The organism is Streptosporangium sp. NPDC051022 (genome assembly GCF_040683035.1).
Taxonomy (GTDB): Bacteria; Actinomycetota; Actinomycetes; order Streptosporangiales; family Streptosporangiaceae; genus Streptosporangium.
The window spans coordinates 148,379-169,429 of sequence record NZ_JBFBCF010000013.1; the positions used below are offsets into that span (position 1 = coordinate 148,379).

The following is a 21,051-nucleotide window of genomic DNA, read 5'->3' on the forward strand; positions in this document are numbered from 1 at the left end:
CCGTTCGTCGAACGGGACGGCCTCGTCTCTCATTGGGGAGGAACGGGCACCCATTTCGTCGCGACCGTGACGGCCTCCAGGACGTCCGGGATCGGGGTGACACCGAGCCCGGGGCCGGTCGGCACGGCGAGGTGTCCGTCCTCAAGGCGGAACGGCGGCGTGATGTCGGTCCGGTAGTAGCGGTCGGACGCCGAGGTGTCGCCGGGCAGGAGGAACCCGGGCAGCGCGGCGAGCGCGACGTTGGCGGCGCGGCCCACTCCCGTCTCGAGCATGCCGCCGCACCAGACCGGGACACCGTGCGCCGCGCAGACGTCGTGGATCCGCCTGGCCTCGAGGTAACCGCCCACGCGACCCGGCTTGATGTTCACCACCTGGCAGGCTCCGAGCGCGATCGCGTCGGCGGCGGCGCGGGCGGAGACGATCGATTCGTCGAGGCAGATCGGTGTGGCGATCCGCGTGGCGAGCTCCGCGTGCCCGATGAGGTCGTCCTCGGCCAGGGGCTGCTCCATCAGGAGCAGGTCGAACGGGTCGAGCCGGGCCAGGTGCCGGGCGTCGCCACGCCGGTAGGCGGTGTTGGCGTCGACCTGCAGCGCGATGTCGCCGAACCGTTCGCGTACGGCGCGGACCGGCTCGACGTCCCAGCCGGGCTCGATCTTCAGCTTGATCCGCAGGTAGCCCGCGTCCAGGTACGCGGCGACCGCGTCGAGCAGCGCGGGGATCGACTCCATGATCCCTACGGACACCCCGCACGGCACGGTGTCGCGGACGGCGCCGAGGGCGTGGCCGAGGGCGACGCCGCGGGCGCGAAGATCCGCGTCCAGAACCGCCGTCTCCAGCGCGGCCTTGGCCATGCGATGACCCTTGAACGCGGCCAGGGCCGGGGCGACCTTGTGCGCGTCCAGGTCCGTCACCCCGGCCAGCGCCGGGACCAGGAAACGGCTCAGGACGTCGGCCGAAGCGTGCGTGTACTCCGAGGAGTACAGGGGCGCCGTCCCCGCGCCGCATTCGCCCCACCCCTCGGCGTCGTCGGTGACGACGCGCAGCAGGAGGGCCTCCCGTACGGTCTCCGTGCCGAACGACGTCCGGAAGGGTGACACGAGCGGCACCTCGATGGTGCGGATCTCGACCCCGATGACCTTCACTTCGTCTCCTCCTTGTCCACGATGTACCAGCCCGCGCGGTCGAAGCCGCGCACCCGCGCGCCCTCGGCGAGCAGCTCGCCGAGAACGTCCCGTACCGCCCTGCGCCACTCCGCGGCGCAGGCCGGGTCGCTCTTCCGCAGGGTCTCGATGTCGGCGGGGACGCCGACGAGCACGGTGCGCGCGCCGGCGCGTCCGGGGACCGGCCCGCCCGCGGCGGAGACGCCCAACGCCACGGCCGCGCCCCCCACGCGGGCGGCCTCCGCGGCGGCGGGCCTGGGCCGCCCTTCACAGGCCGCCTCGGCGTCGGGCGACTCCAGCCGCCACCGGACCATGATCCGGTCGGTGTCGTCGCTGCGGTTGATGTCGTCGTCCATCGGGCCGTAGAAGTTCGGCAGGTACTCGTCCGGATCGGCGGCCAGCTTGGCGATGTTGAAGTACGCGTTGCGGCGTATCAAGGGGTCGTAGGTCCAGCAGATCTCGCCGGCACCGCGCGACATCGCCCAGGCACGCTGGTGCAGCTTCAGCGCGAAACCGACGTTGCGTCCCTGCACGCGCGCCGACACCCCGGCGATGTGGCTGTACAGCGCCTCTCGCGCCGGTGGGGAGAAGAAGCCGAAGCAGGCGCCCACCAGCTCGCCCTCATCGAAGGCGCCGCTCACGTAGCCGCCCACCTTCGACATCGCGCGCAGCAGGTCGGCCGTCACCGGAGGGTTGTTCTCGCCGGTGCGCCAGATGCGCTCGTACAGGCGGCGGACGGCCTCGAGCTCGCCGATGCCGTCCAGGAGGCGGATGTCGATGCCCGCGGTGTGCGCGGCGGCCTCGGCCACGGCGCACGCCGCGTCGACGGCCCGGGACTCGCGACGGTCGCGGATGAGATCGGTCACGCCGGCCATGGTTTCAGCCGATCCCGTCCCGTAGATGGTCCGGCAGTATGGGACGACGGGGCCCGTTTCGTCCGGACGGACAACCCTCCGCCGCCAGCAGTTCGGCGACCAGCGCGGTGAGCAGCCGCGTCCGCTTCGGCAGCTCCGCCGTGAACAGGTGCTCGTCATCGGCGTGCGCGCCGCCGCCGACCGCCCCCAGCCCGTCGAGGGTGGGGGTGCCGACACCCGCGGTGAGGTTCCCGTCGGAGGCGCCGCCGACGGCGACCGAGGTGAGCGGACCGGCCCCGAGGCCGTCCGCGAGCCGGCACGCCCGCTCGAACAGGTCCTTCGACGCCGTGGCCGTGAGCGGCGGCCGGTTCGGGCCGCCCCTGACCTCCACGACGGCGCCGGACGGCTCCGGCCGCAGGCCTCGCATCGCGGTGTGGACACGGTGCTGCTCGGCGGCGTTCCATACCCGGACGTCGACCTCGAAGCGCGCCGACCCGGGAACGGTGTTCGCCGCGGTGCCCCCTTCCAGGCGGGTGGGCGTGACGGTCGTGCCCAGCTCGGGATCGCCCAGCTTCACCACGGCCATGATCTGGCGGGCCAGCTCGACCGTCGCGTTCACGCCGCGCTCCGGCTCCAGACCGGCGTGCGCGGCCCGTCCCCGCACCAGCACCTCGTAGCGCGACACGCCCTTGCGTTCGGTCTTCAGGGCTCCGCCGGGCCCGGCGGCCTCCAGGACCAGCGCGGCCGAACACCGTCGTGCCTCGTTCTCGATGAGCTCCCGTGACGAGGGCGATCCCGGCTCCTCGTCGCCGGTGACGAGGAGGGTCACGCCGTCCAGGTCGTCCAGTGCCGCCAGCGCGTGGAAGGCCATCACCAGCCCCGCCTTCATGTCGAAGCATCCCGGTCCGCGCAGCACCCCGTCGCGGACCTCGAACGGGTGCCGCTCCAGCGAGCCGATCGGCCACACCGTGTCGTGGTGACCGATCAGCAGCACCCGCGGCTCGCGGCCGAAGCGCCAGCGGACATGGGTACGGCCGTCGACGACGATGCGTTCGGCCTCGGCTCCCAGGTGCCGGGCACCGACCTCGGCGACCGTCTCCGCGCTGCGGGCGACCGCGGCCAGGTCGTCGGACGGGGACTCGCAGCGCACGAGCCGTTCGATGTCGGTGATCATGTCGGTGATCATCGCGGCCTCGCGCGCCTGTTCGCGGGGCGCGGGCGCCGCGGCGGCCCGTCGCGGTTCGCCGTTCGCCGCGGCGCGGTGTTCTGTCACGGTGGGTACCTCCGATCGGCGTACCGCTCAAGCATCGTGAACCGCACCGCGAGCGAAGCTGTCCTTTCGGCCAACGTCGGCGCGCGAGGTTGGGACGCGGCGACGAAGCCGGGCCTCGGCCCGGTCAGCGGTTCTGGTCGGCCAGGACGGTTACGCGCTGCAGGTGGCGGGAGACCGCCGGCGAGTACGGCTCACGCGTGTGAAGCAGGGCGTGGTTGTCGGCGATCACCAGGTCACCGACCTGCCAGCGGTGCCGGTACAGGCGCCGGGCGTCGTACAGGGCCCGGCGGATGCCCTCCATGACGTCCGCGGGGTCGTGCCCGTCGGGAACCCGGTCCAGGTGCGTGGACCTGACGCGTGTGGCGCCCTCGGTGCGGGGGACGGGCTCGCGGAAGCGCAGCGTGAGAAAGCCGTGCTGCGGATGTGCCGTGACCAGGGGCACCTCGACCGAGTGCACCACCTCACCCTGCTCGTGGACCTCCCGGCTCTCGTAGCGGAAGGTGAGGCTCCGCCACAGGGCCCGGGTGGCCGGATCGGCGTCGGCCAGCACTCCGGCGGTGTCGCAGAACAGGGTCGCCCCCGGTTCGTGAGCCGGAGGCGCCTGCAGGCACTGGAAGATCTCCAGTGCGGGTGTGGGGTCGTGGACGCCGTCCCAGTGCATCGGCATGAAGCCCGAATCGTCGAAGATCTTGCGGGGGTTGGGCCGCGTCCGGATGTCGAGCACGGTCTTACCGGGTGGCGAGCCCCAGCGCTGCGGGGTGCCCAGAGCGCCCGCGAACCCCTCCAGCTCGGTTTCGGTGACCGGCCCGCACCATCCGCGTACGACGATCAGGCGATGATCGCGGATCAGGCTCCGCACCGAATCGGCGGGCAGCCGGTGCAGCCCGGTGCCGGCGTCGTGGGCACGTGCGATCAGTTCGACGCCGAACGGCCGCAGGGGAATGTGCGCCCAGGCCGGGTGGAGGGTCGAGGCTTCGGAGAAGGTCATGGTGTGCACCTGTCTTGTCTGCGGCCGTGGCTTCGGGCGGCGCTTCACGCCGGACGCGGAAAACGTCGACGTCACACTTCGATATCAGATAGTTACTCATGGTAGCGTTGCGGTGTCATGCCGGGCTCGCACCACGCACGGCGCGGCCAGGAGCGGACAGGTTCGAGAACACCCAGGCCGGTCGAGACAGAGCGTGTCATCGGCCCGTCTCGGTCATCCCGTCTCGGCCGCGACGTCCTGGCGCCGGGAGGGGAGGCGCGTGCGCCTCCAGCGGGTCGGCCGATCGGGCACGCATGGCCACGTCGGCGGCGCCCGGCGTCCGGCGACGAGCAATTGAGGAAACGTGCGTAACTGGCCACTCTTCGACCTGTCTGTCACATCGCCCCGCCTGGAGCTCCGCAGCCCGTCGCTGACGGAGCTCGACGAACTCGCCGACGTGGCGGCCCGCGGTGTGCACGACGAGGGGGACATGCCGTTCATCGTGCCGTGGTCGGCCGCCGAGCCCTCTCAGCGGGCCAGGAGCACCGTCCGGGAGTGCTTCCGCTCATGGGCCGAGTTCACCCCGAGCCGGTGGACGCTCAGCTTCGCGGTGATCCATGAGGGGCAGGTGATCGGCCTGCAGGCGCTCAAGGCCGTCGACTTCCCCGTCACCCGCGAGGTCAAGACCTCCACCTGGCTGGGGCGCGGCTTTCAGGGCCGGGGCCTGGGAACCGAACTGCGTGCCGTGGTGCACCACCTGGCCTTCGCCGGACTGCGCGCCGAACACATGACGACGGTCGCGTTCGCGGACAACCACGCCTCGATCGCGGTCTACGGAAAGTTCGACTACCTGCAGGACGGGATCAACGTGGTCGACCGCCAGGGCGAGGCGGCGGTCGGGCGCCGCTTCCGCCTGCCCCGGGCCCGCTGGGCGCCGCGGGACGACATCAAGATCCACAACCTGGAGCGGTGTCTCCCGCTCTTCGGTCTCTGACCCTCGTTTCCGTTCGTTTCCGCAGGTTCCGCACGCGCCTGCCCGACTCACCGCGATGACCGCTGTTCAGCCAGAGATGCCAACCGTACGTGAGGATGTGTGATGGTAGAGATCATCGGAGCCGGCCTTGGCCGTACCGGCACCTATTCACTGCAGGCCGCCTTGACCCGGCTCGGATACGGCCCCTGCCATCACATGTCGTCGCTGGGTGAGGATCCGCGCCTGCTGGCGGAGTGGACGGCCGTCGCCCGCGGCCAGGCCCCCGACTGGCGCCGGTTGCTCACCGGCTTCCGGTCGGCGGTGGACTGGCCCGCGGCGGCCTTCTGGCGGCAGCTGCTGGAGACCTATCCGGAGGCCAAGGTGGTGCTCACCGTTCGCGACCCGCGAAGCTGGTATGCCAGCGCCCACAGGACGATCTACCGTTACACCGCTCTCCAGCCCGGCCTCGGCGGCGCTCTGACCTGGCTGGAGGACAGACTCTCGGTCTCCATCCGGCGCCGCAGGGAAATCTGCCGCCGGCTGATCTGGGACGGCGTCTTCGACGGCCGATTCCAGGATCCCCGGTACGCGATGGAGATCTTCCAGCGGCACAACGAGGAGGTCCGCGCGTGGGTCCCCGGGCACCGGCTCCTGGTCTTCGAGGTGTCGCAGGGCTGGCGGCCGCTTTGCGACTTCCTCGGCGCCGACGTCCCGGACGAACCGTTTCCGCATCTCAACGACGCGGCCGAATTCCGGCGTCTGGCGGCGCTGCGGCAGTGGCGGACGCTCACACTGCGCAAGACGGTCGCGGTCGGGGGAGCGGCCATCCGATGATCGGCCAGGCGGCCGCGGGATGGGAATGGATCAACGACTTCCTCACTCTCCCGCATCCAGAGATAGGGCGGAGCGGGCCGGTCTGCCCGTTCGTCATGCCCGCGATCAAGAACGGCACCCTGCACTTCAGCACCCGCCGGATCGGCCCTCCCGGCGACGCGGGCCACCTGACCGCGCTCATCGAGAACCTGGTCGACGAGTTCTCCGTCATGGCCTGGGCCCAGCCCAACAGGACACTGCACGCGATGGTCGCGGTCATCGCCGGCCTGCCGCCGGAGCGGGTGAGCGCGCTGGACGAAGCGCACGCCATGGTCAAGCGCCGGATGGTGCGGCGTGGACTGATGCTCGGTCAGTTCCATCCGGACTGTGCCGAGACGGCGGCCAGGAACCCCTCCTTCGCCGTGGCGCGTTCCCCTGTCCCCATGCTGGCCCTGCGCAACATGGCCTTCCACGACCTGCTCTTCCTGCATCAGGACCGGGAGTGGTTCGCGGCCTACGCCGACAGGTACGGCCGGCGCTACGAGACCGGCCAGGCTCGCGACGCGTTCCTGACCACCCTCTACGAACAGGCCTGTCAGCGCTGGCGGACACCCCTGTGACCCCGGAAGCCGGAAGACGCCCCGGGCCGGGAGCCGCCGGACCGGATCCGCCTGCCGGACAGGACGTGTCGTGCGGCAGAACCCGGTGACGTCGTTCACAGATCCGGGTTTCGCCCGCCTATGAAACATTCCGGGGCTTGTGAGATGATGCGGCCGCAGGCGACGGCGGAACGAGGAAACCGGTGTGAATCCGGTGCGGTCCCGCCACTGTGATCGGCGAGCGAATCCCGAACAGGCCACTGCCCGTGCGCGGGTGGGAAGGCCGGGACGAGCTTCGACCCGAGAGCCAGGAGACTCACGCGGTCGCCTCCTCACAGGAATTGGGGCGGATCTCCCCAAGAGAGGAACGGTGGTCGCCATGCCGCTCATCCGGCGTGACGTCTTTTCCGCTGCCCGCGGTACGGGCCTCTTGTGGTGATCCGGCTCCTCACCCGCCGCGGGCGCTGTCGAGGAACAGCGGTCGCGGCCCGTCCCCGGGAGACCACAGATGGGCCTCATCCGCCCGATCGGCGGCGCGCTGTTCGCCGTCCTGCTCACCGTCACCGTCACCGCCTGCGGCACCGGCGATCCGAGTACCCCCCAGGCGTCCTCACCGTCCTCGGCGGCCGCCGACGGCCGCTGCGTCACCTCCTATGACGCGGGCACGGACTACTTCCCGGTCAAGCAGACCCTGAAGCACGCGACGAACGTCACCCTCACCTACGCCGGGAACTACCAGGTGATCACGGTCAAGCAGCCCGCGCCGGGCGCCAAGCCGGAGACGTATGTCCTGGTGCGCTGTGGTACACCTGCCCCGCAGCTGACGGGGGCGCTGGCCGGGGCGGTGACGGTGCAGACCCCGATCCGGACCCTGTACTCCGCCTCGACCACCCACCTGCCCCTCATCACCTCGCTCGGCGTGCTGGACCGGCTCAAAGCGGTCTCCTCGGCCGGATACATCACCTCACCGGAGGTGCTGGCACAGGTGAAGGCCGGGGCGATCACCGAGTACGCCGCCGGAGGGGAGGTGGACACAGAGAAGGTCATCGCGGCCAGGCCGGACGCGCTGATGACCGGCGGCACCGAGGACAAGTCCTACGGCCCGCTGCGCCAGGCCGGGGTCGCGGTGGTCGCCAACGCCGAGTGGCTGGAGTCCACCGCGCTGGGCAGGGCCGAGTGGATCAAGGTGATGGCCGCGCTGACCGGCACCGAGGCCAAGGCCGCCGAGGTTTTCGGCAAGGTCGAGGCCGACTACGCGGCTCTGGCGGCCAAGGTCAAGGCGGCCACCCCGGTCACGGCGCTGCCGGGGCAGATGTACCAGGGGCAGTGGTCGATGCCGAACGGCGGCAGCTACGTCGCAGGACTGATCAAGAACGCGGGCGGCACCTATCCGTGGGAGCAGACGTCCGGCCCCGGCAGCACGACGCTGGACCTGGAGGCCGTCCTGTCCAAGGCCAAGGACGCCAAGGTCTGGCTGGCCACCGTCAACGACTGGAAGTCCCTGGCCGACGTGGAGAAGTCCGACGCCCGCTACGCCAAGTTCGGCGCCTTCGAGACCGGGAACGTCTGGTCGGCCAACAAGGCGCTGGGACCCGGCGGCGGCAACGACTTCTATGAGCGCGGCGTCGCACGTCCCGACCTGGTCCTGGCCGACCTGGTCGCGATCCTGCACCCCGACCTGGAACCGGGTCACGAGTTCACCTTCTACCAGAAGATGATCAAGTGACGGCTCCGGCCGTCACCGGAAGCGTCCTGGCTCGTCCGGCGGCGGTGGTGAACCGCCGCCGGACGGCCGTACTGTCGGGTGTGGCGATCGCCGTGCCGCTCGCGTTCGCGCTGGCGGTCATGCTCGGCTCGACCTCCATCCCGGTGGAGCAGGCGCTGCGCGCGCTGGTGCGCGACGGCGCGGCCGATCCGGGAGTCCAGGAGATCGTCTGGACGGTACGGCTGCCGCGCGCGATCACCGCCGCCCTGGCCGGGGCGGCGCTGTCGGCCTCGGGGGTGCAGCTTCAGACGCTGTTCCGCAACCCGCTGGCCGAGCCGTACATCCTGGGGGTGAGCTCGGGCGCGAGCCTGGGCGTGGCTCTGATCATCATCGGCTGGGGCGGGGCGGCGGGCGCGTTCACCGCCGGTGTGGCCGGGCTCGGCCGCGCCGGGGTCGTCGTGGCCGCCTCGGCGGGCGCGGCGGCGGTGCTGGCTCTGGTGCTCGTGCTGTCGCGGCGGGTCAGGTCGGTGGTGACCCTGCTGATCATCGGGGTGATGGTGGGCTCGGCCGCAGTCTCGGTGATCACGCTGCTGCTGGTCTACACCGACCCGCAGCGGGCCCAGCAGTTCATCATGTGGGGCCTGGGCAGCTTCGCCGGAACCACCTGGGCGGATCTGGCGGTGTTCGCCCCGGTGTGCCTGGCCGCGCTGGCCGGGGCGCTGGCCGGAGTCAAGTCGCTCAACGCGCTGCTGCTGGGGGAGAACTACGCTCACACGATGGGGGTGAAAGTCCGGACGGTGCGCACTCTCACGCTGCTGATCTCCTCGGTGCTGGCCGGGGCGGTCACCGCCTACTGCGGGCCGATCGCCTTCCTCGGTCTGGCCGTGCCACACGTGGCCCGGCTGCTGCTGGGCACCGCCGACCACCGCGTCCTGATGCCCGGCGTCATGCTGCTCGGCGCCGCGACGGCGCTGGTGTGCTGCGTGGCCACCCAGGCTCCGGGCAGCGGCGTCGTGCTGCCGCTGAACGCCGTGACCACCATCCTGGGCGCCCCCGTTGTGATCGCCGTACTGCTGCGCAGCCGTACGGCCCGGACCGGACCGGCGGTGTGACCATGACCGAACAGCCACCGCGGGGCCTGCACCTGCGTCACCTGCACGCCGGATACCCGGAACGGCGCGGGCAGGCCGGACGGCGGGTGCTCACCGACCTGAACGCCTCGGCCGTTCCCGGCGAACTGACCGTGCTGATCGGCCCGAACGGTACGGGGAAGTCCACCCTGCTGCGCACCATGGCCGGACTCCAGCCCGCCCTGGCCGGTGAGGCGCTCATCGACGGAACCGCCGTCGAGGCCGTCCCCTCCGCCGAGCTGGCCCGGCACCTGGCCGTCGTGCTCACCGAACGCGACCTGCCGCCCCTGCTGAGCGCCCGCGAACTGGCCGGGCTCGGCCGCCACCCGCACACCGGATTCACCGGGCGCCTGTCGGCCGCCGACCACGAGATCGTCGGCTGGGCGCTGGAGGCGGTCAACGCCGGACATCTGGCCGAGCGGACGGTGACCGAACTGTCCGACGGCGAACGCCAGCGGGTCCTCGTCGCCCGCGCGCTGGCCCAGGAACCGGCGGCGATCCTGCTGGACGAGCCGACCGCCTTCCTCGACGTCACCTCCCGGGTCGCCCTCATGGGGCTGCTGCGCCGCCTGGCCCACGACCGGAACCTGGTCATCGTGGTCTCCACGCACGACCTGGAGCTGGCGTTGCGGATCGCCGACCGGATGTGGCTGATCGACCCCGCGGGCGGCCTGCACACCGGAACCCCCGAGGAGCTGACCCTGCGCGAGGTCATCGGCGCGGCCTTCGACGGGGACGAGCTGTCCTTCGACGCCGCCTCCGGCATGTTCGCCCTCCGCGGCGGCCCCGGCGGCGCCGTCCGGGTCCTGGCCGACGGCCCGCACGCCGCGCTGCTGGAACGGGCCCTGGCCCGGGAGGGCTGGCGTACGGCGGGCGCCGAATCCGCCGAGCTCGCCGTCGAACACACCGGTGACGGCTACGAAGCGGCCTACGACGGCCATACCCACTGGTTCGCCACCCTGCCGGAGCTGGCGGCCTGGACCCGCCAGGCGACGGCCCGGCTCACCGCCGCCGCGCCGGGACTGCTGCCCGCCGCCCCGCGGACGGTCTGTGATGCGATGGCCGACGTGTCCGAGATCAGCGGCTACTTCCAGCTCGACGCCGGCACCGGTGCCGACCGGGCCGAGGCCGGATGGCGGCCGCTCACCGACCTGTTCGCCCACCCCGAACCCCTGCGGGAGCGGATCGCCGACGTCGCCGGACGCCTGGACACCGATGAGACGCGGGTGGCGGCCTCCATCCTGTTCCAGGGACTGGCGGCCCGCCTGTGGTCACCGGTCATCGGAGCCGCGGTGGCCCACGACCTGCTCGTCGACCTGGCCCCGGCCCGGGTGCACTGGCGACCGGCGCCCAGCGGCCCGCTGCCGCTGCGCGCGGCACACCTGACCGGCTGGCACGTCCTGGACCCCGCCCGGGTCGCCGAACCGCTGTACCGCAACGTGGTGGCGGAGCTGCTGGAGCCGCTGGCGGGGGCCGTGGGGGAGATCGTGAAGATCGCCCCCGGCCTGCTGTGGGGCAACGCCGCCTCCGCCCTGGCCGGCGCCGTACGCGCCGTCGCCAGGGAACGCCCCGGCCTCGCCGGGCGAGCCGTCGCGCTCGGGCGCGAACTGCTGGCGACAGGAGTGCTGCGGGACACCGGCGAACTGGCCGAGCCCGCCCCAGGGCAGCCGTTCTTCGTCCGGCGCAGCTGCTGCCTGTACTACCGGCTGCCCGGCGGCGGCAAGTGCGGCGACTGCGCCCTGATCACCCCCGAGACCCGCCGCGAGCAATGGGCGTCGGCCCTGCGGCAGACCGAAGGAGCCTGATGAGCCACACCGTCGTCGAGGAACCCGGAACCGGCACCCTGCACGTGTGGGCGCTGCCCACCGACGAGCAGACCCTGCTGGCCCTGGTCACCGACATCTTCACCGAACACTGGCGGCACATCTGGTTCGGCGTCATCGTCCAGGGCGCCGCCTGGGAGGTCGCCGCCCCGAACGCGCCCGAGACGATCAGCCTCCACGACGGGTACGTCACCGTCGACTTCGGCCGCTGGCACTTCCACCTGTGCATCGGCGAGCACACCGCGAGCGGCCCCGAACTCGGGCGGATCCGGCGCTGCGCCCGCGCCGAGATGTACCGCTCCATCGGCGCCGACGGCAGCCCCGTCTCCTGGGGCGTGCGCATGTTCAACGGGCGCGGCGACCAGCTCATGACCGTGCTGCTGCCCAACCCCTTCCTCAGCGACACCCAGCAGCTCCTCGACCCGCCCGACTACGACCGCCTCGCCGCCTGGGACGAGCTGCGCGCCACCTACCTCGGCCTGGAGCCCGACCCGCTGGACCGCACCGGAAAGGGATTCAGGCACGCATGAGCAGGATCACCGTCTGCCGGGACTGCTGCTGCGGCAGTGTCCGCAAGGTGCCCGGCCTCGACCACGACGAACAGGTCCGCCGCCTGTCCGAGATCACCGACGTCCACGTCAGCGACTGCCTGGACGTGTGCGAGCAGGCCAACGTCGTCGTCGTACGGCCCTCGCCCGCCGGACGCGCCGCGGGCGGACGACCCGTGTGGCTCGGCCTGGTCAACCACTCCGACGCGGCCGAGGACATCGCCGGATGGATCCGGGACGGCGGCCCCGGCCTCGCGCCGATGCCCGACATCCTCACCCTGCACGCCTTCACCCCACCGGGCCGCATCGGAGCGGGCGAGGACCGCTCCGTACCGGAGCGGCCCTGAGGACGGCGGGCGCCTCGCCGGGGCGGGGGCGGCCGCCGGAGAGAACGGCCGATGCGCCGGAGAGGAACCGGGCCGTCCATCCGGAGCGCGTGTGCGGCCGACGACCGCCGCACGCGCGCTCCCCGGCCCCCGCTCCCCGGCCCCCGCTCCCCGGCCCCCGCTCCCCGGCCCCCGCTCCCCGGGGGAAGGGGAACGGGCGTCAGCGGTTGACGAAGACAGGGGCGCGTTTCTCCGTGAACGCGGCCATCCCCTCCTTCTGGTCGGCGGTGGCGAAGGTGGCGTGGAAGACACGCCGCTCGAAGCGGACCCCTTCGGCCAGCGTGGTCTCGAAGGCCCGGTTCACACTCTCCTTGATCATCATTGTGGTGGGCGTGGACATGCCCGCGATGGTCTCGGCGGTGGCCAGGGCGTCGGACAGCAGGTCGGTGGCGGGCACGATCCGGGAGACCAGCCCGGCCCGTTCGGCCTCCGCGGCGTCCATGGTGCGCCCGGTCAGGCACATCTCCATGGCCTTGGCCTTGCCGACGGCGCGGGTCAGCCGCTGGGAGCCGCCGATGCCGGGAACGACGCCGAGTTTGACCTCGGGCTGGCCGAAGACCGCGGTGTCAGCGGCGATCAGCACGTCGCAGAGCATGGCCAGCTCGCAGCCGCCGCCGAGCGCGTACCCCGCGACGGCCGCGATCGTGGGCTTGCGGATCTCGCCGAGCCGGTCCCAGGCGGAGAACCAGTCGGCCAGGTAGACGTCCATGTAGTCGTTGGGCTGCATCTCCTTGATGTCGGCTCCGGCGGCGAAGGCCCGCTCGGAGCCGGTGACGACGACGCAGCCGATGTCCGGGTCGCGGTCGAGCGCGGTGGCGGCGTCGATGACCTCGCCCATGAGCCGCAGGTTGAGCGCGTTGAGCGCCTTGGGCCGGTTGAGGGTGATCAGGCCGGTACGGCCCTTGCGGTCGAGCAGGATGGTCTCGTACTGCGTCATGAGCGTTCCCTGATGGCGTTGACGATCGCGGAGAAGTCCCTGCCCGCGCCGGGGCCGTCGGCGAAGGCGGCGTAGAGCTCGGCCGCGCGCAGGCCGAGCTCGGCGGCCACGCCGCTGGAGCGGGCGGCGTCGGCGGCCAGGCCGAGGTCCTTGGCCATGAGCGCGGAGGTGAAGCCCGGCCGGTAGTCACGGTTGGCAGGGCTGGCCGGGACCGGTCCGGGGACCGGGCAGTTGGTGGTCAGCGCCCAGCACTGGCCGGAGGCCGTCGAGACCACGTCGAACAGTGCCTGATGGGACAGGCCGAGGCGCTCGCCCAGGACGAACGCCTCGCTGACGGCGATCATCGAGGCGCCGAGGATCATGTTGTTGCAGATCTTCGCGGCCTGCCCGGCGCCGGGGTCGCCGCAGTGCACGACCTTGCGGCCCATGGCCGACAGCAGCGGCGAGACGGCCGCGAAGTCGGCGCCCCGGGCGCCGACCATGAAGGTCAGCGTGGCGGCCGTCGCGCCGGCCACGCCGCCGGAGACGGGGGCGTCCAGCGCGCGGTGCCCGGCCGAGACCGCGGCGTCGTGGGCGGCACGCGCGTCGGCGACGTCGACGGTCGAGCAGTCGGCGAACAGCGTGCCGGGCGCGGCGGCCGCCAGCACCTGTCCGTAGCAGTCGAGCACGTGCCGCCCGCTGGGCAGCATGGTGATGACCGTCTCGGCGCCGGTCACGGCGTCGGCCGCCGAGCGGGTGATGCGCACCCCGTTCCCCTCGGCCTGCCCGAGCGCCTCGGGGGACAGGTCGAATCCGGTGACGTCGTGACCGGCCCTGACCAGGTTGGCGGCCATGGGGGCGCCCATGTTGCCCAGGCCGACGAAGGCGATCGTCATCGGAGCCCTCCCGACAGTCCGAGTTCGTGCTCGCCCAGGGGCGCCAGGAAGCGGTCCACGTCGTCTTCGGTCACCTCTTCGAGGCGGGCCGGTGACCATCTGGGGGAGCGGTCCTTGTCGATCACCTGGGCGCGGATGCCCTCCACCAGGTCGGGGCAGGCCAGGGCCGCGCAGGAGACGCGGTACTCCTGGTCGAGCACCTCCTCCAGCGAGCCGAGCTCCCGGGCCCGGCGCAGCGCCCGCAGGGTGACCTTCAACGCCGTCGGCGACTTGCCGCCGATCCGCTCGGCCGCCTCCTTGGCGGCGCTCTCGCCGCTGTCCAGCAGCCGTTGCACGATCTCCTCCACCGTGGGCGCGGAGTAGCAGGCGTCGATCCACTCACGCTGCCCGGCCAGCTCGCCGGGCGGCACGGCGTGGGCGAAGGAGGCGACCGCCTCGGTCACCTCCCGCCGGGACAGCTCGGCGGTGAGCTCCTCCAGATCCGCGGAGGGCACGAAGTGGTCGGCCAGCCCGCAGGCCACGGCGTCGCCCGCGCCGATCGACGTGGCGGTGAGCGCCAGATGGGTGCCCAGTTCGCCGGGCGCCCGCGACAGCAGGTAGGTGCCGCCCACGTCCGGGACGAAGCCGATGGTGGTCTCGGGCATGGCCAGCATCGTGCGCTCGGTGACGACCCGCACGCCGCCGTGCGCGGAGACGCCGACGCCGCCGCCCATGACGATGCCGTCCATCAGGGCGACGTACGGCTTGCCGTACCGGGCGACGCGGGCGTTGAGACGGTACTCGTCGCGCCAGAACGCCGCCGAGGCGCCCCCCTTCGCCTTGGCGTCCTCGTGGATGGCGCGGATGTCGCCCCCGGCGCACAGGCCACGCTCGCCCGCCCCCCGGACGAGCACGGCGGCGACGGCGTCGTCGTCGGCCCACATCCGCAGCACGGCGTCGAGGCGGCGGACCATGTCGTGGTTCAGGGCGTTGAGGGCCTTCGGCCGGTTGAGCGTGATCAGCCCGAGACGGCCGATGACCAGGGTCTCCACTCCGGTGTCCGACAGTGTGCTCATCAGGCGGCTCCGGTCAGTCCGCGGGCGACGATGACGCGCATGATCTCGTTCGTTCCTTCCAGGATCCGATGCACCCGCAGGTCGCGGACGATCTTCTCGATGCCGTACTCGGTGAGATAGCCGTAGCCGCCGTGCAACTGCAGGGCCTGGTCTGCGACGGCGAAACCGGTGTCGGTGGCGAATCGCTTGGCCATCGCGCACAGCTCCGCGGCCCTGGGGTCGCCCGTGTCGAGCGCGGCGGCGGCGCGCCACACCAGTGCCCGCGCGGCCTCCAGCTCGGTCACCATATCGGCCAGGGAGAACTGCAGTGCCTGGGCCCGCAGCAGCTTGGCGCCGAAGGCCTCCCGGTCGGCGAGATAGGCGGTGCAGGCCTCCAGCGCCGCCTGCGCGCCGCCCAGGGAGCAGGCGGCGATGCCCAGGCGGCCGCCGTTCAGGCCGCTCATCGCGATCCGGAAGCCGTCGCCCTCCTCGCCCAGCAGGCGGGTGGCCGGGATGCGGACCCCCTCCAGGAGGACCTGGCGGGTGGGCTGGGCGTTCCAGCCCATCTTCTCCTCGTTGGGGCCGAAGGAGAGGCCCGGGTCGTCGCGTTCGACCACGAACGCCGAGATGCCCCGGGCGCCGGGGCCACCGGTACGGGCCATCACCACGTACACCTGCGCGGCGCCCGCGCCGGAGATGAACTGCTTGACACCGTCCAGGACGTAGTGGTCACCCTCGCGCACCGCTCGCGTACTGAGCGCGGCGGCGTCGGACCCGGCGCCGGGCTCGGTGAGGCAGTAGCCGGCCAGGGACCGCATCGAGCACAGGCCGGGCAGCCAGCGGGTGCGCTGCTCGGCGGTGCCGTAGTGGTCGATCATCCAGGCGACCATGTTGTGGATGGAGACGTAGGCGGCGATGGAGGGACAGCCGGTGGCCAGCGCCTCGAAGATCAGCGCGGCGTCGGTCCTGGACAGGCCCGAGCCGCCCATCTCCTCGGCGACGTAGACGCCGCCGAGGCCGAGGTCGGCCGCCTTGACGAGCACGTCCACCGGGAAGTGCTTGCGGCGGTCCCAGTCGACGGCATCGGGGGCCAGGTGCTCGCGGGCGAAGTCGCGGACCGTCTCCACGATCGCGACCTGGTCGTCGGTGAGTGTGAGCATCGTCCCTCACCCCATCGTGGGGATGACGAAGCTCGCGCCTTCCCTGACCCCGGAGGGCCAGCGCGAGGTGACGGTCTTGGTGCGGGTGTAGAAGCGGATCGAGTCCGTGCCGAACTGGTTGAGGTCACCGAACATCGACCGCTTCCAGCCGCCGAAGCTGTGGTAGGCCACCGGGACCGGGATGGGGACGTTGACGCCGACCATGCCGGTGTTGACCCGGCGGGTGAAGTCGCGGGCGGTGTCGCCGTCGCGGGTGAAGATGGCCACGCCGTTGCCGTACTCGTGTTCGCTGGGCAGCCGCAGCGCCTGCTCGTAGTCGGCGGCGCGCACCACCGACAGGACGGGCCCGAAGATCTCCTCCCGGTAGACGCGCATGCCGGGGGTGACGTGGTCGAAGAGCGAGGCGCCGATGAAGAAGCCGCCCTCGTGTCCGGCCACGTTCACCTGGCGGCCGTCGACCACCAGCTGGGCGCCCTCGGCGACACCGAGATCGAGATAGCCGCGGACCCGTTCCAGCGCGTCGGGGCCGACCAGCGGGCCGAAATCGGCGTCGGGGTCGTGGGAGGGGCCGACCCGCAGCCCGCCGATCCGCTCCACCAGTTTGGCCACCAGGGCGTCGGCGGTCTCCTGCCCGACGGGAACGGCGACGGAGATGGCCATGCACCGTTCGCCCGCGGAGCCGTACCCCGCGCCGATCAGGGCGTCGGCGGCCTGGTCCAGGTCGGCGTCGGGCATGATGATCATGTGGTTCTTGGCGCCGCCGAAGCACTGGGCGCGCTTTCCGCGGGCCGTCGCCGTCGTGTACACGTACTCCGCGATCGCCGTGGAGCCGACGAATCCCAGCGCGGCCACCCGCGGATCCTCCAGCAGGGTGTCGACCGCCTCCTTGCCTCCGTTGACCACGTTCAGCACGCCGGGCGGCAGACCCGCCTCGACGAACAGCTCGGCCAGCCGCAACGGTACCGACGGGTCACGCTCGGACGGCTTGAGCACGAAGGCGTTGCCGCAGGCGAGGGCGGGGGCGGCCTGCCACAGCGGGATCATCGCCGGGAAGTTGAACGGCGTGATCCCGGCGACCACGCCCAGTGGCTGGCGCATCGAGTACACGTCGATGCCCGTCCCGGCGCTGTCGGTGAACTCGCCCTTGAGCAGGTGCGGGATGCCCGCGGCGAACTCGACCACCTCCAGCCCGCGCTGCAGGTCGCCGTCGGCGTCGGCGACCGTCTTGCCGTGCTCGGACGACAGCAGCCGGGCCAGCGGCTCACGCTCGGCTTCGACCAGTCGCAGGAAGCACAGCAGCACGCGGGCGCGGCGCTGCGGGTTCCACCGTGCCCACTCCTCCTGAGCGGCCTCGGCGTCGGCGATCGCCGCCTCGGTCTCGGCCCGGTTCGCCAGCGGGACACGGGCCTGGACCCGCCCGGTGCCGGGATCGTGGACGTCACCGTGGGCACCCGATGCCCCGGGAACCTGTTTGCCGCCGATGAAATGTGTCAGCTCACGGACCATGAACGACCTGCTTTCGCCAGGTGGGATCCGAAGATGGGCGTGCCTCGCCCGCGGTCCAGCGCACCGATGGGCGGGCCGGAAACGGTGAACGGGTCAGGGCGCAGCAGGGCCGTCAGCGCGGGGGATCCTCCACCGCCGGGACGTTTCCGGGCTCGCGAGCGCGTACCGATGCCATGCGTGTTCGCTCCATCCTCGTGGACAACACGGATCAACCCGCGGCCGGTATCCTGACTCCCGGATCAGCGCACGTCATCCGGCCTTCCCGGCTCTCGCCAGTGGCCTCATACAGCGATGACGCACTCCCCGGTCACAGTGGCGGGACCGCGCCGGATTCACACCGGCTTCCCTGCACCGCGGGCCTTCACCCCGAAAATATAGTTGGACGTCCTAGTAAGTCCAGAGCGACCGGCCGGATATGTGGAAAGCCGTCGCCGCCGCTCACCGAGAGGCTCAGGTGGCGGCCCTTCGCCGCGCCTTCGGCCATCCGGTCGAAGGACCCGCGGAACGTGCCTCGGACCGGATGACGTCTCAGAGTACGGCGAAGGTATCCGGCCACCGCGTTGGCTGGTTAGAATCCCGCCGTGGATGGTTCGTCCGCGCCCGGCCGGGTGCGGACGTCGTAAGAGGGAACCCGGTGCGAATCCGGGACTGCCCCGCAGCGGTGAGTGGGAACGACCGCCGTCATACGCACTGGACCGAAGGTCTGGGAAGCGACGGCCAGTAGGTCACGCCTGAGGTTCAGGTGTGGTGCCCGCGAGTCCGAAGACCTGCCCTCCGCCCGTGCACCGGCCGGTGCGCGGTGGTCCGCGGCCTCGTGGGAGGGCCTGGGACGCGCCCGCCGGGGTTTTCCCTGCCCGTCGTGTGCCTCTTCCTCCTGCCCGGCCGCATGCTGGCAATAGCGAGGGAAGCTGCCATGACAACGACGATCCTCGGGTACCCGCGCATCGGCGCGCACCGAGAGCTCAAATTCGCCACCGAGCAGTACTGGGCCGGGCGCGTCGGCGAGGAGGAACTGCAGTCCACGGCCGCGACGCTGCGGCGGGCGGTGTGGACCGAGCTGCGGGACGCCGGGCTGGGGACGATCCCGTCGAACACCTTCTCCTTCTACGACCAGGTGCTGGACACCAGCGTCATGGTCGACGCGGTCCCCGACCGCTACCGGGCGCTGCCGGGCCTGGAGCGCTACTTCGCGATGGCGCGCGGCACCGCGGACATCCCGGCGCTGGAGATGACCAAGTGGTTCGACACCAACTACCACTACATCGTCCCCGAACTGGCCCTGGACGCCCGCTTCCGGCTCGCCGACGGCGCGCAGGCCAAACCCGTGGCCGAATACCTCGAGGCCAGGGCGTTGGGGATCGAGACCCGGCCGGTGCTGGTCGGCCCCCTGACCTACCTGCTGCTGGCCAAGGCCGCGCCGGGCTCGCCCGAGGGGTTCGTGCCGCTGGACCTGCTGGACGCCCTGGTGGAGGTTTATGCCGAACTGCTGGAACGGCTCGCCGGAGCCGGCGCCCAATGGGTGCAGCTGGACGAACCGGCCCTGGTCAGGGATCTCGGCGCCCGACAGGTCGAGGCGCTCGAGCGGGCCTACCGCCGCCTGGGCGAGCTGTCCAGCCGTCCGAAGATCCTGCTGGCCACCTACTTCGGCACCGTCGCGCCGGAGGCGTTGAAGGTGCTGGCCTCCACCGCGGTGGAGGCGGTCGGGCTGGACTTCGTCTCCCGCCCCGACACCCTGGACGCGGTGGCCTCGATCGGCGGGCTGCCCGGCAAGACCGTCGTCGCCGGCGTGGTCGACGGCAGGAACGTGTGGCGGACCGACCCGGCGCGGGCCAGGGCGACGTACGCGGTGCTGCTCGGGCTGGCCGGGCAGGTGCAGCTGAGCACGTCGTGCTCGCTGCTGCACGTGCCCGTCGACCTTGACGGCGAAACCGCCCTGGACCCGCAGGTGCGGGCGCGGCTGGCGTTCGCCCGTCAGAAGGTCGCCGAACTGGTGGCGCTGGAGGCCGAGCTGGATTCCGACGACCCGCGGGCGGCACCGGTGCCCGGCGCGGGGGTCGACGCCGAGGTCCGGGCCCGGCTGCAGGCCCTCGGCGACGTCCACCGGACCGACCGCACAACCCGCTTCGCCGCCCAGCAGGAGAAACTCGGGCTGCCCGACCTGGCCACGACCACGATCGGATCGTTCCCGCAGACCGCCCGGATCCGCAAGGCCCGCGCCGACCACAAGGCCGGCCGGATCGACGGCGCCGCCTACACCGAGGCGATGCGCGCCGAGGTCGGGCAGGTGATCCGGCTCCAGGAGGAACTCGGCCTGGACGTTCTCGTGCACGGTGAGCCCGAGCGCAACGACATGGTCCAGTACTTCGCCGAGCAGCTGTCCGGATACGCGGCCACCGACCACGGCTGGGTCCAGTCTTATGGGACGCGCTGCGTGCGCCCCCCGATCCTGCACGGCGACGTCTCCCGCCCCGACCCGATGACGGTGGAGTGGGCGGCGTATGCGCAGTCGCTGACGGCCAAGCCGGTCAAGGGCATGCTGACCGGCCCGGTCACCATGCTCGCCTGGTCCTTCGTCCGCGACGACCAGCCGCTGTCGCAGACCGCCCGCCAGGTCGCCCTGGCCCTGCGCGACGAGATCGCCGACCTGGAGGCGGCCGGGATCGGCATCATCCAGGTGGACGAGCCGGCCCTGCGGGAGCTGCTGCCGCTGCGCCGGGCCGACCAGGAGGACTACCTGGCCTGGGCGGTGGCGGCCTTCCGGCTGGCCACCTCGGGGGTGGCGGTCTCCACCCAGATCCACACGCACATGTGCTACTCGGAGTTCGGTGAGATCATCACCGCGATCGCCGACCTCGACGCCGACGTCACCAGCGTCGAGGCGGCCCGTTCGCACATGGAGCTGGTCGCCGACCTGCGCGATGCCGGGTACGCCAACGGCATCGGGCCGGGCGTGTACGACATCCACTCGCCCCGGGTGCCGACCGTGGAGGAGATGGAGGCCAACCTGCGCCGCGCCCTGAAGGCCGTCCCGGCCGACCGGCTCTGGGTCAACCCCGACTGCGGTCTGAAGACCCGCGGCTACGCCGAGACCGAGGCGGCCCTGGCCAACATGGTCACGGCCGCGCGCAACGTCCGGGCCGCCCACTGACCTGACTATCCGCGGCCGCCCCTCACGGAAGGGGCGGCCGCGGTGCGGTTGTGTGGCCATACAACGGTCATGAATTACGCATGATGACCTGACTTCCGAGCCTCAGCTTCAATAAGGGCCCATCACGAAGTCGGCGCGGCGGGCGGTACGACAAGGGGCA

18 protein-coding genes and 3 riboswitches are annotated in these 21,051 nt (G+C 71.9%); of the genes, 9 read left to right on the top strand and 9 right to left on the bottom strand.

Annotation, left to right across the window (positions count from 1 at the left end):
• Positions 1-29: 29 nt before the first annotated feature.
• From menC to AB0N02_RS22180, 4 genes are all read right to left on the bottom strand, one after another.
• A complete protein-coding gene (gene menC / locus AB0N02_RS22165; protein WP_363949510.1) occupies positions 30-1,142 on the bottom strand; it encodes an o-succinylbenzoate synthase in 1,113 nt (370 codons plus the stop codon).
• On the bottom strand, positions 1,139-2,026 hold the full coding sequence (locus AB0N02_RS22170; RefSeq protein ID WP_363949513.1) for a GNAT family N-acetyltransferase: 888 nt from the start codon (positions 2,024-2,026) through the stop codon (positions 1,139-1,141). Before AB0N02_RS22170 ends, menC begins: the two co-directional genes overlap by 4 nt.
• A gap of 13 nt (positions 2,027-2,039) precedes the next feature.
• The gene (locus AB0N02_RS22175) at positions 2,040-3,287 is read right to left on the bottom strand and encodes a M20 family metallopeptidase (RefSeq protein ID WP_363949516.1); all 1,248 of its coding nucleotides are present in this window, start codon (positions 3,285-3,287) and stop codon (positions 2,040-2,042) included.
• Between the two features lie 124 nt (positions 3,288-3,411).
• Complete coding sequence (locus tag AB0N02_RS22180) at positions 3,412-4,275, bottom strand: TauD/TfdA family dioxygenase (protein WP_363949519.1); 864 nt, start codon at positions 4,273-4,275, stop codon at positions 3,412-3,414.
• Between the two features lie 343 nt (positions 4,276-4,618).
• Here AB0N02_RS22180 and AB0N02_RS22185 point away from each other — a divergent pair, with 343 nt between their 5' ends.
• The 8 genes from AB0N02_RS22185 to AB0N02_RS22220 all read left to right on the top strand — a co-directional run bounded on the left by AB0N02_RS22185 (position 4,619) and on the right by AB0N02_RS22220 (position 12,192).
• Positions 4,619-5,248 carry a GNAT family protein gene (locus AB0N02_RS22185; RefSeq protein ID WP_363949521.1) on the top strand — a complete coding sequence of 210 codons (630 nt, stop codon included), beginning with the start codon at positions 4,619-4,621 and terminating at the stop codon, positions 5,246-5,248.
• A gap of 102 nt (positions 5,249-5,350) precedes the next feature.
• Positions 5,351-6,061, top strand: coding sequence for a sulfotransferase family protein (locus tag AB0N02_RS22190; protein WP_363949523.1), 711 nt, complete (start codon positions 5,351-5,353; stop codon positions 6,059-6,061).
• Positions 6,058-6,660: a DUF6875 domain-containing protein gene (locus AB0N02_RS22195; RefSeq protein ID WP_363949525.1), complete on the top strand. Its 603-nt coding sequence runs from the start codon at positions 6,058-6,060 to the stop codon at positions 6,658-6,660. The genes AB0N02_RS22190 and AB0N02_RS22195 overlap by 4 nt, the downstream gene beginning before the upstream one ends.
• 134 nt (positions 6,661-6,794) lie before the next feature.
• A riboswitch (cobalamin riboswitch) is annotated at positions 6,795-6,976 on the top strand.
• A gap of 171 nt (positions 6,977-7,147) precedes the next feature.
• The gene (locus AB0N02_RS22200) at positions 7,148-8,365 is read left to right on the top strand and encodes an ABC transporter substrate-binding protein (protein ID WP_363949528.1); all 1,218 of its coding nucleotides are present in this window, start codon (positions 7,148-7,150) and stop codon (positions 8,363-8,365) included.
• A complete protein-coding gene (locus AB0N02_RS22205) occupies positions 8,362-9,456 on the top strand; it encodes an iron ABC transporter permease (RefSeq protein WP_363949531.1) in 1,095 nt (364 codons plus the stop codon). Before AB0N02_RS22200 ends, AB0N02_RS22205 begins: the two co-directional genes overlap by 4 nt.
• Before the next feature lie 2 nt (positions 9,457-9,458).
• On the top strand, positions 9,459-11,279 hold the full coding sequence (locus tag AB0N02_RS22210; RefSeq protein WP_363949534.1) for an ATP-binding cassette domain-containing protein: 1,821 nt from the start codon (positions 9,459-9,461) through the stop codon (positions 11,277-11,279).
• Positions 11,279-11,827, top strand: coding sequence for a hypothetical protein (locus AB0N02_RS22215; protein ID WP_363949536.1), 549 nt, complete (start codon positions 11,279-11,281; stop codon positions 11,825-11,827). The genes AB0N02_RS22210 and AB0N02_RS22215 overlap by 1 nt, the downstream gene beginning before the upstream one ends.
• A complete protein-coding gene (locus AB0N02_RS22220) occupies positions 11,824-12,192 on the top strand; it encodes a (2Fe-2S) ferredoxin domain-containing protein (protein WP_363949538.1) in 369 nt (122 codons plus the stop codon). Before AB0N02_RS22215 ends, AB0N02_RS22220 begins: the two co-directional genes overlap by 4 nt.
• 199 nt (positions 12,193-12,391) lie before the next feature.
• On the opposite strand, the gene AB0N02_RS22225 is transcribed toward AB0N02_RS22220, so the two are convergent.
• Genes AB0N02_RS22225 through AB0N02_RS22245 form a run of 5 tightly spaced genes read right to left on the bottom strand, consistent with a single transcriptional unit; the run spans position 12,392 to position 17,743 of the window.
• Positions 12,392-13,168 carry an enoyl-CoA hydratase gene (locus AB0N02_RS22225; protein WP_363949541.1) on the bottom strand — a complete coding sequence of 259 codons (777 nt, stop codon included), beginning with the start codon at positions 13,166-13,168 and terminating at the stop codon, positions 12,392-12,394.
• The gene (gene mmsB, locus AB0N02_RS22230; RefSeq protein WP_363949543.1) at positions 13,165-14,043 is read right to left on the bottom strand and encodes a 3-hydroxyisobutyrate dehydrogenase; all 879 of its coding nucleotides are present in this window, start codon (positions 14,041-14,043) and stop codon (positions 13,165-13,167) included. Before mmsB ends, AB0N02_RS22225 begins: the two co-directional genes overlap by 4 nt.
• Positions 14,040-15,098 (bottom strand): enoyl-CoA hydratase/isomerase family protein, encoded by a 1,059-nt coding sequence (locus AB0N02_RS22235; protein ID WP_363949545.1) that lies wholly within the window; start codon positions 15,096-15,098, stop codon positions 14,040-14,042. The genes mmsB and AB0N02_RS22235 overlap by 4 nt, the downstream gene beginning before the upstream one ends.
• Positions 15,098-16,237 (bottom strand): acyl-CoA dehydrogenase family protein, encoded by a 1,140-nt coding sequence (locus tag AB0N02_RS22240; RefSeq protein ID WP_363949547.1) that lies wholly within the window; start codon positions 16,235-16,237, stop codon positions 15,098-15,100. Before AB0N02_RS22240 ends, AB0N02_RS22235 begins: the two co-directional genes overlap by 1 nt.
• Before the next feature lie 6 nt (positions 16,238-16,243).
• Entirely contained in the window at positions 16,244-17,743 is a 1,500-nt protein-coding gene (locus AB0N02_RS22245) for a CoA-acylating methylmalonate-semialdehyde dehydrogenase (RefSeq protein WP_363949550.1), read from the bottom strand.
• 199 nt (positions 17,744-17,942) lie between these two features.
• Positions 17,943-18,127: riboswitch (cobalamin riboswitch) on the bottom strand.
• A gap of 185 nt (positions 18,128-18,312) precedes the next feature.
• Positions 18,313-18,533, top strand: a riboswitch (cobalamin riboswitch).
• Positions 18,534-18,656: 123 nt separating this feature from the next.
• Here AB0N02_RS22245 and metE point away from each other — a divergent pair.
• Positions 18,657-20,891 (top strand): 5-methyltetrahydropteroyltriglutamate--homocysteine S-methyltransferase, encoded by a 2,235-nt coding sequence (gene metE, locus AB0N02_RS22250; protein ID WP_363949552.1) that lies wholly within the window; start codon positions 18,657-18,659, stop codon positions 20,889-20,891.
• Positions 20,892-21,051: the final 160 nt, after the last annotated feature.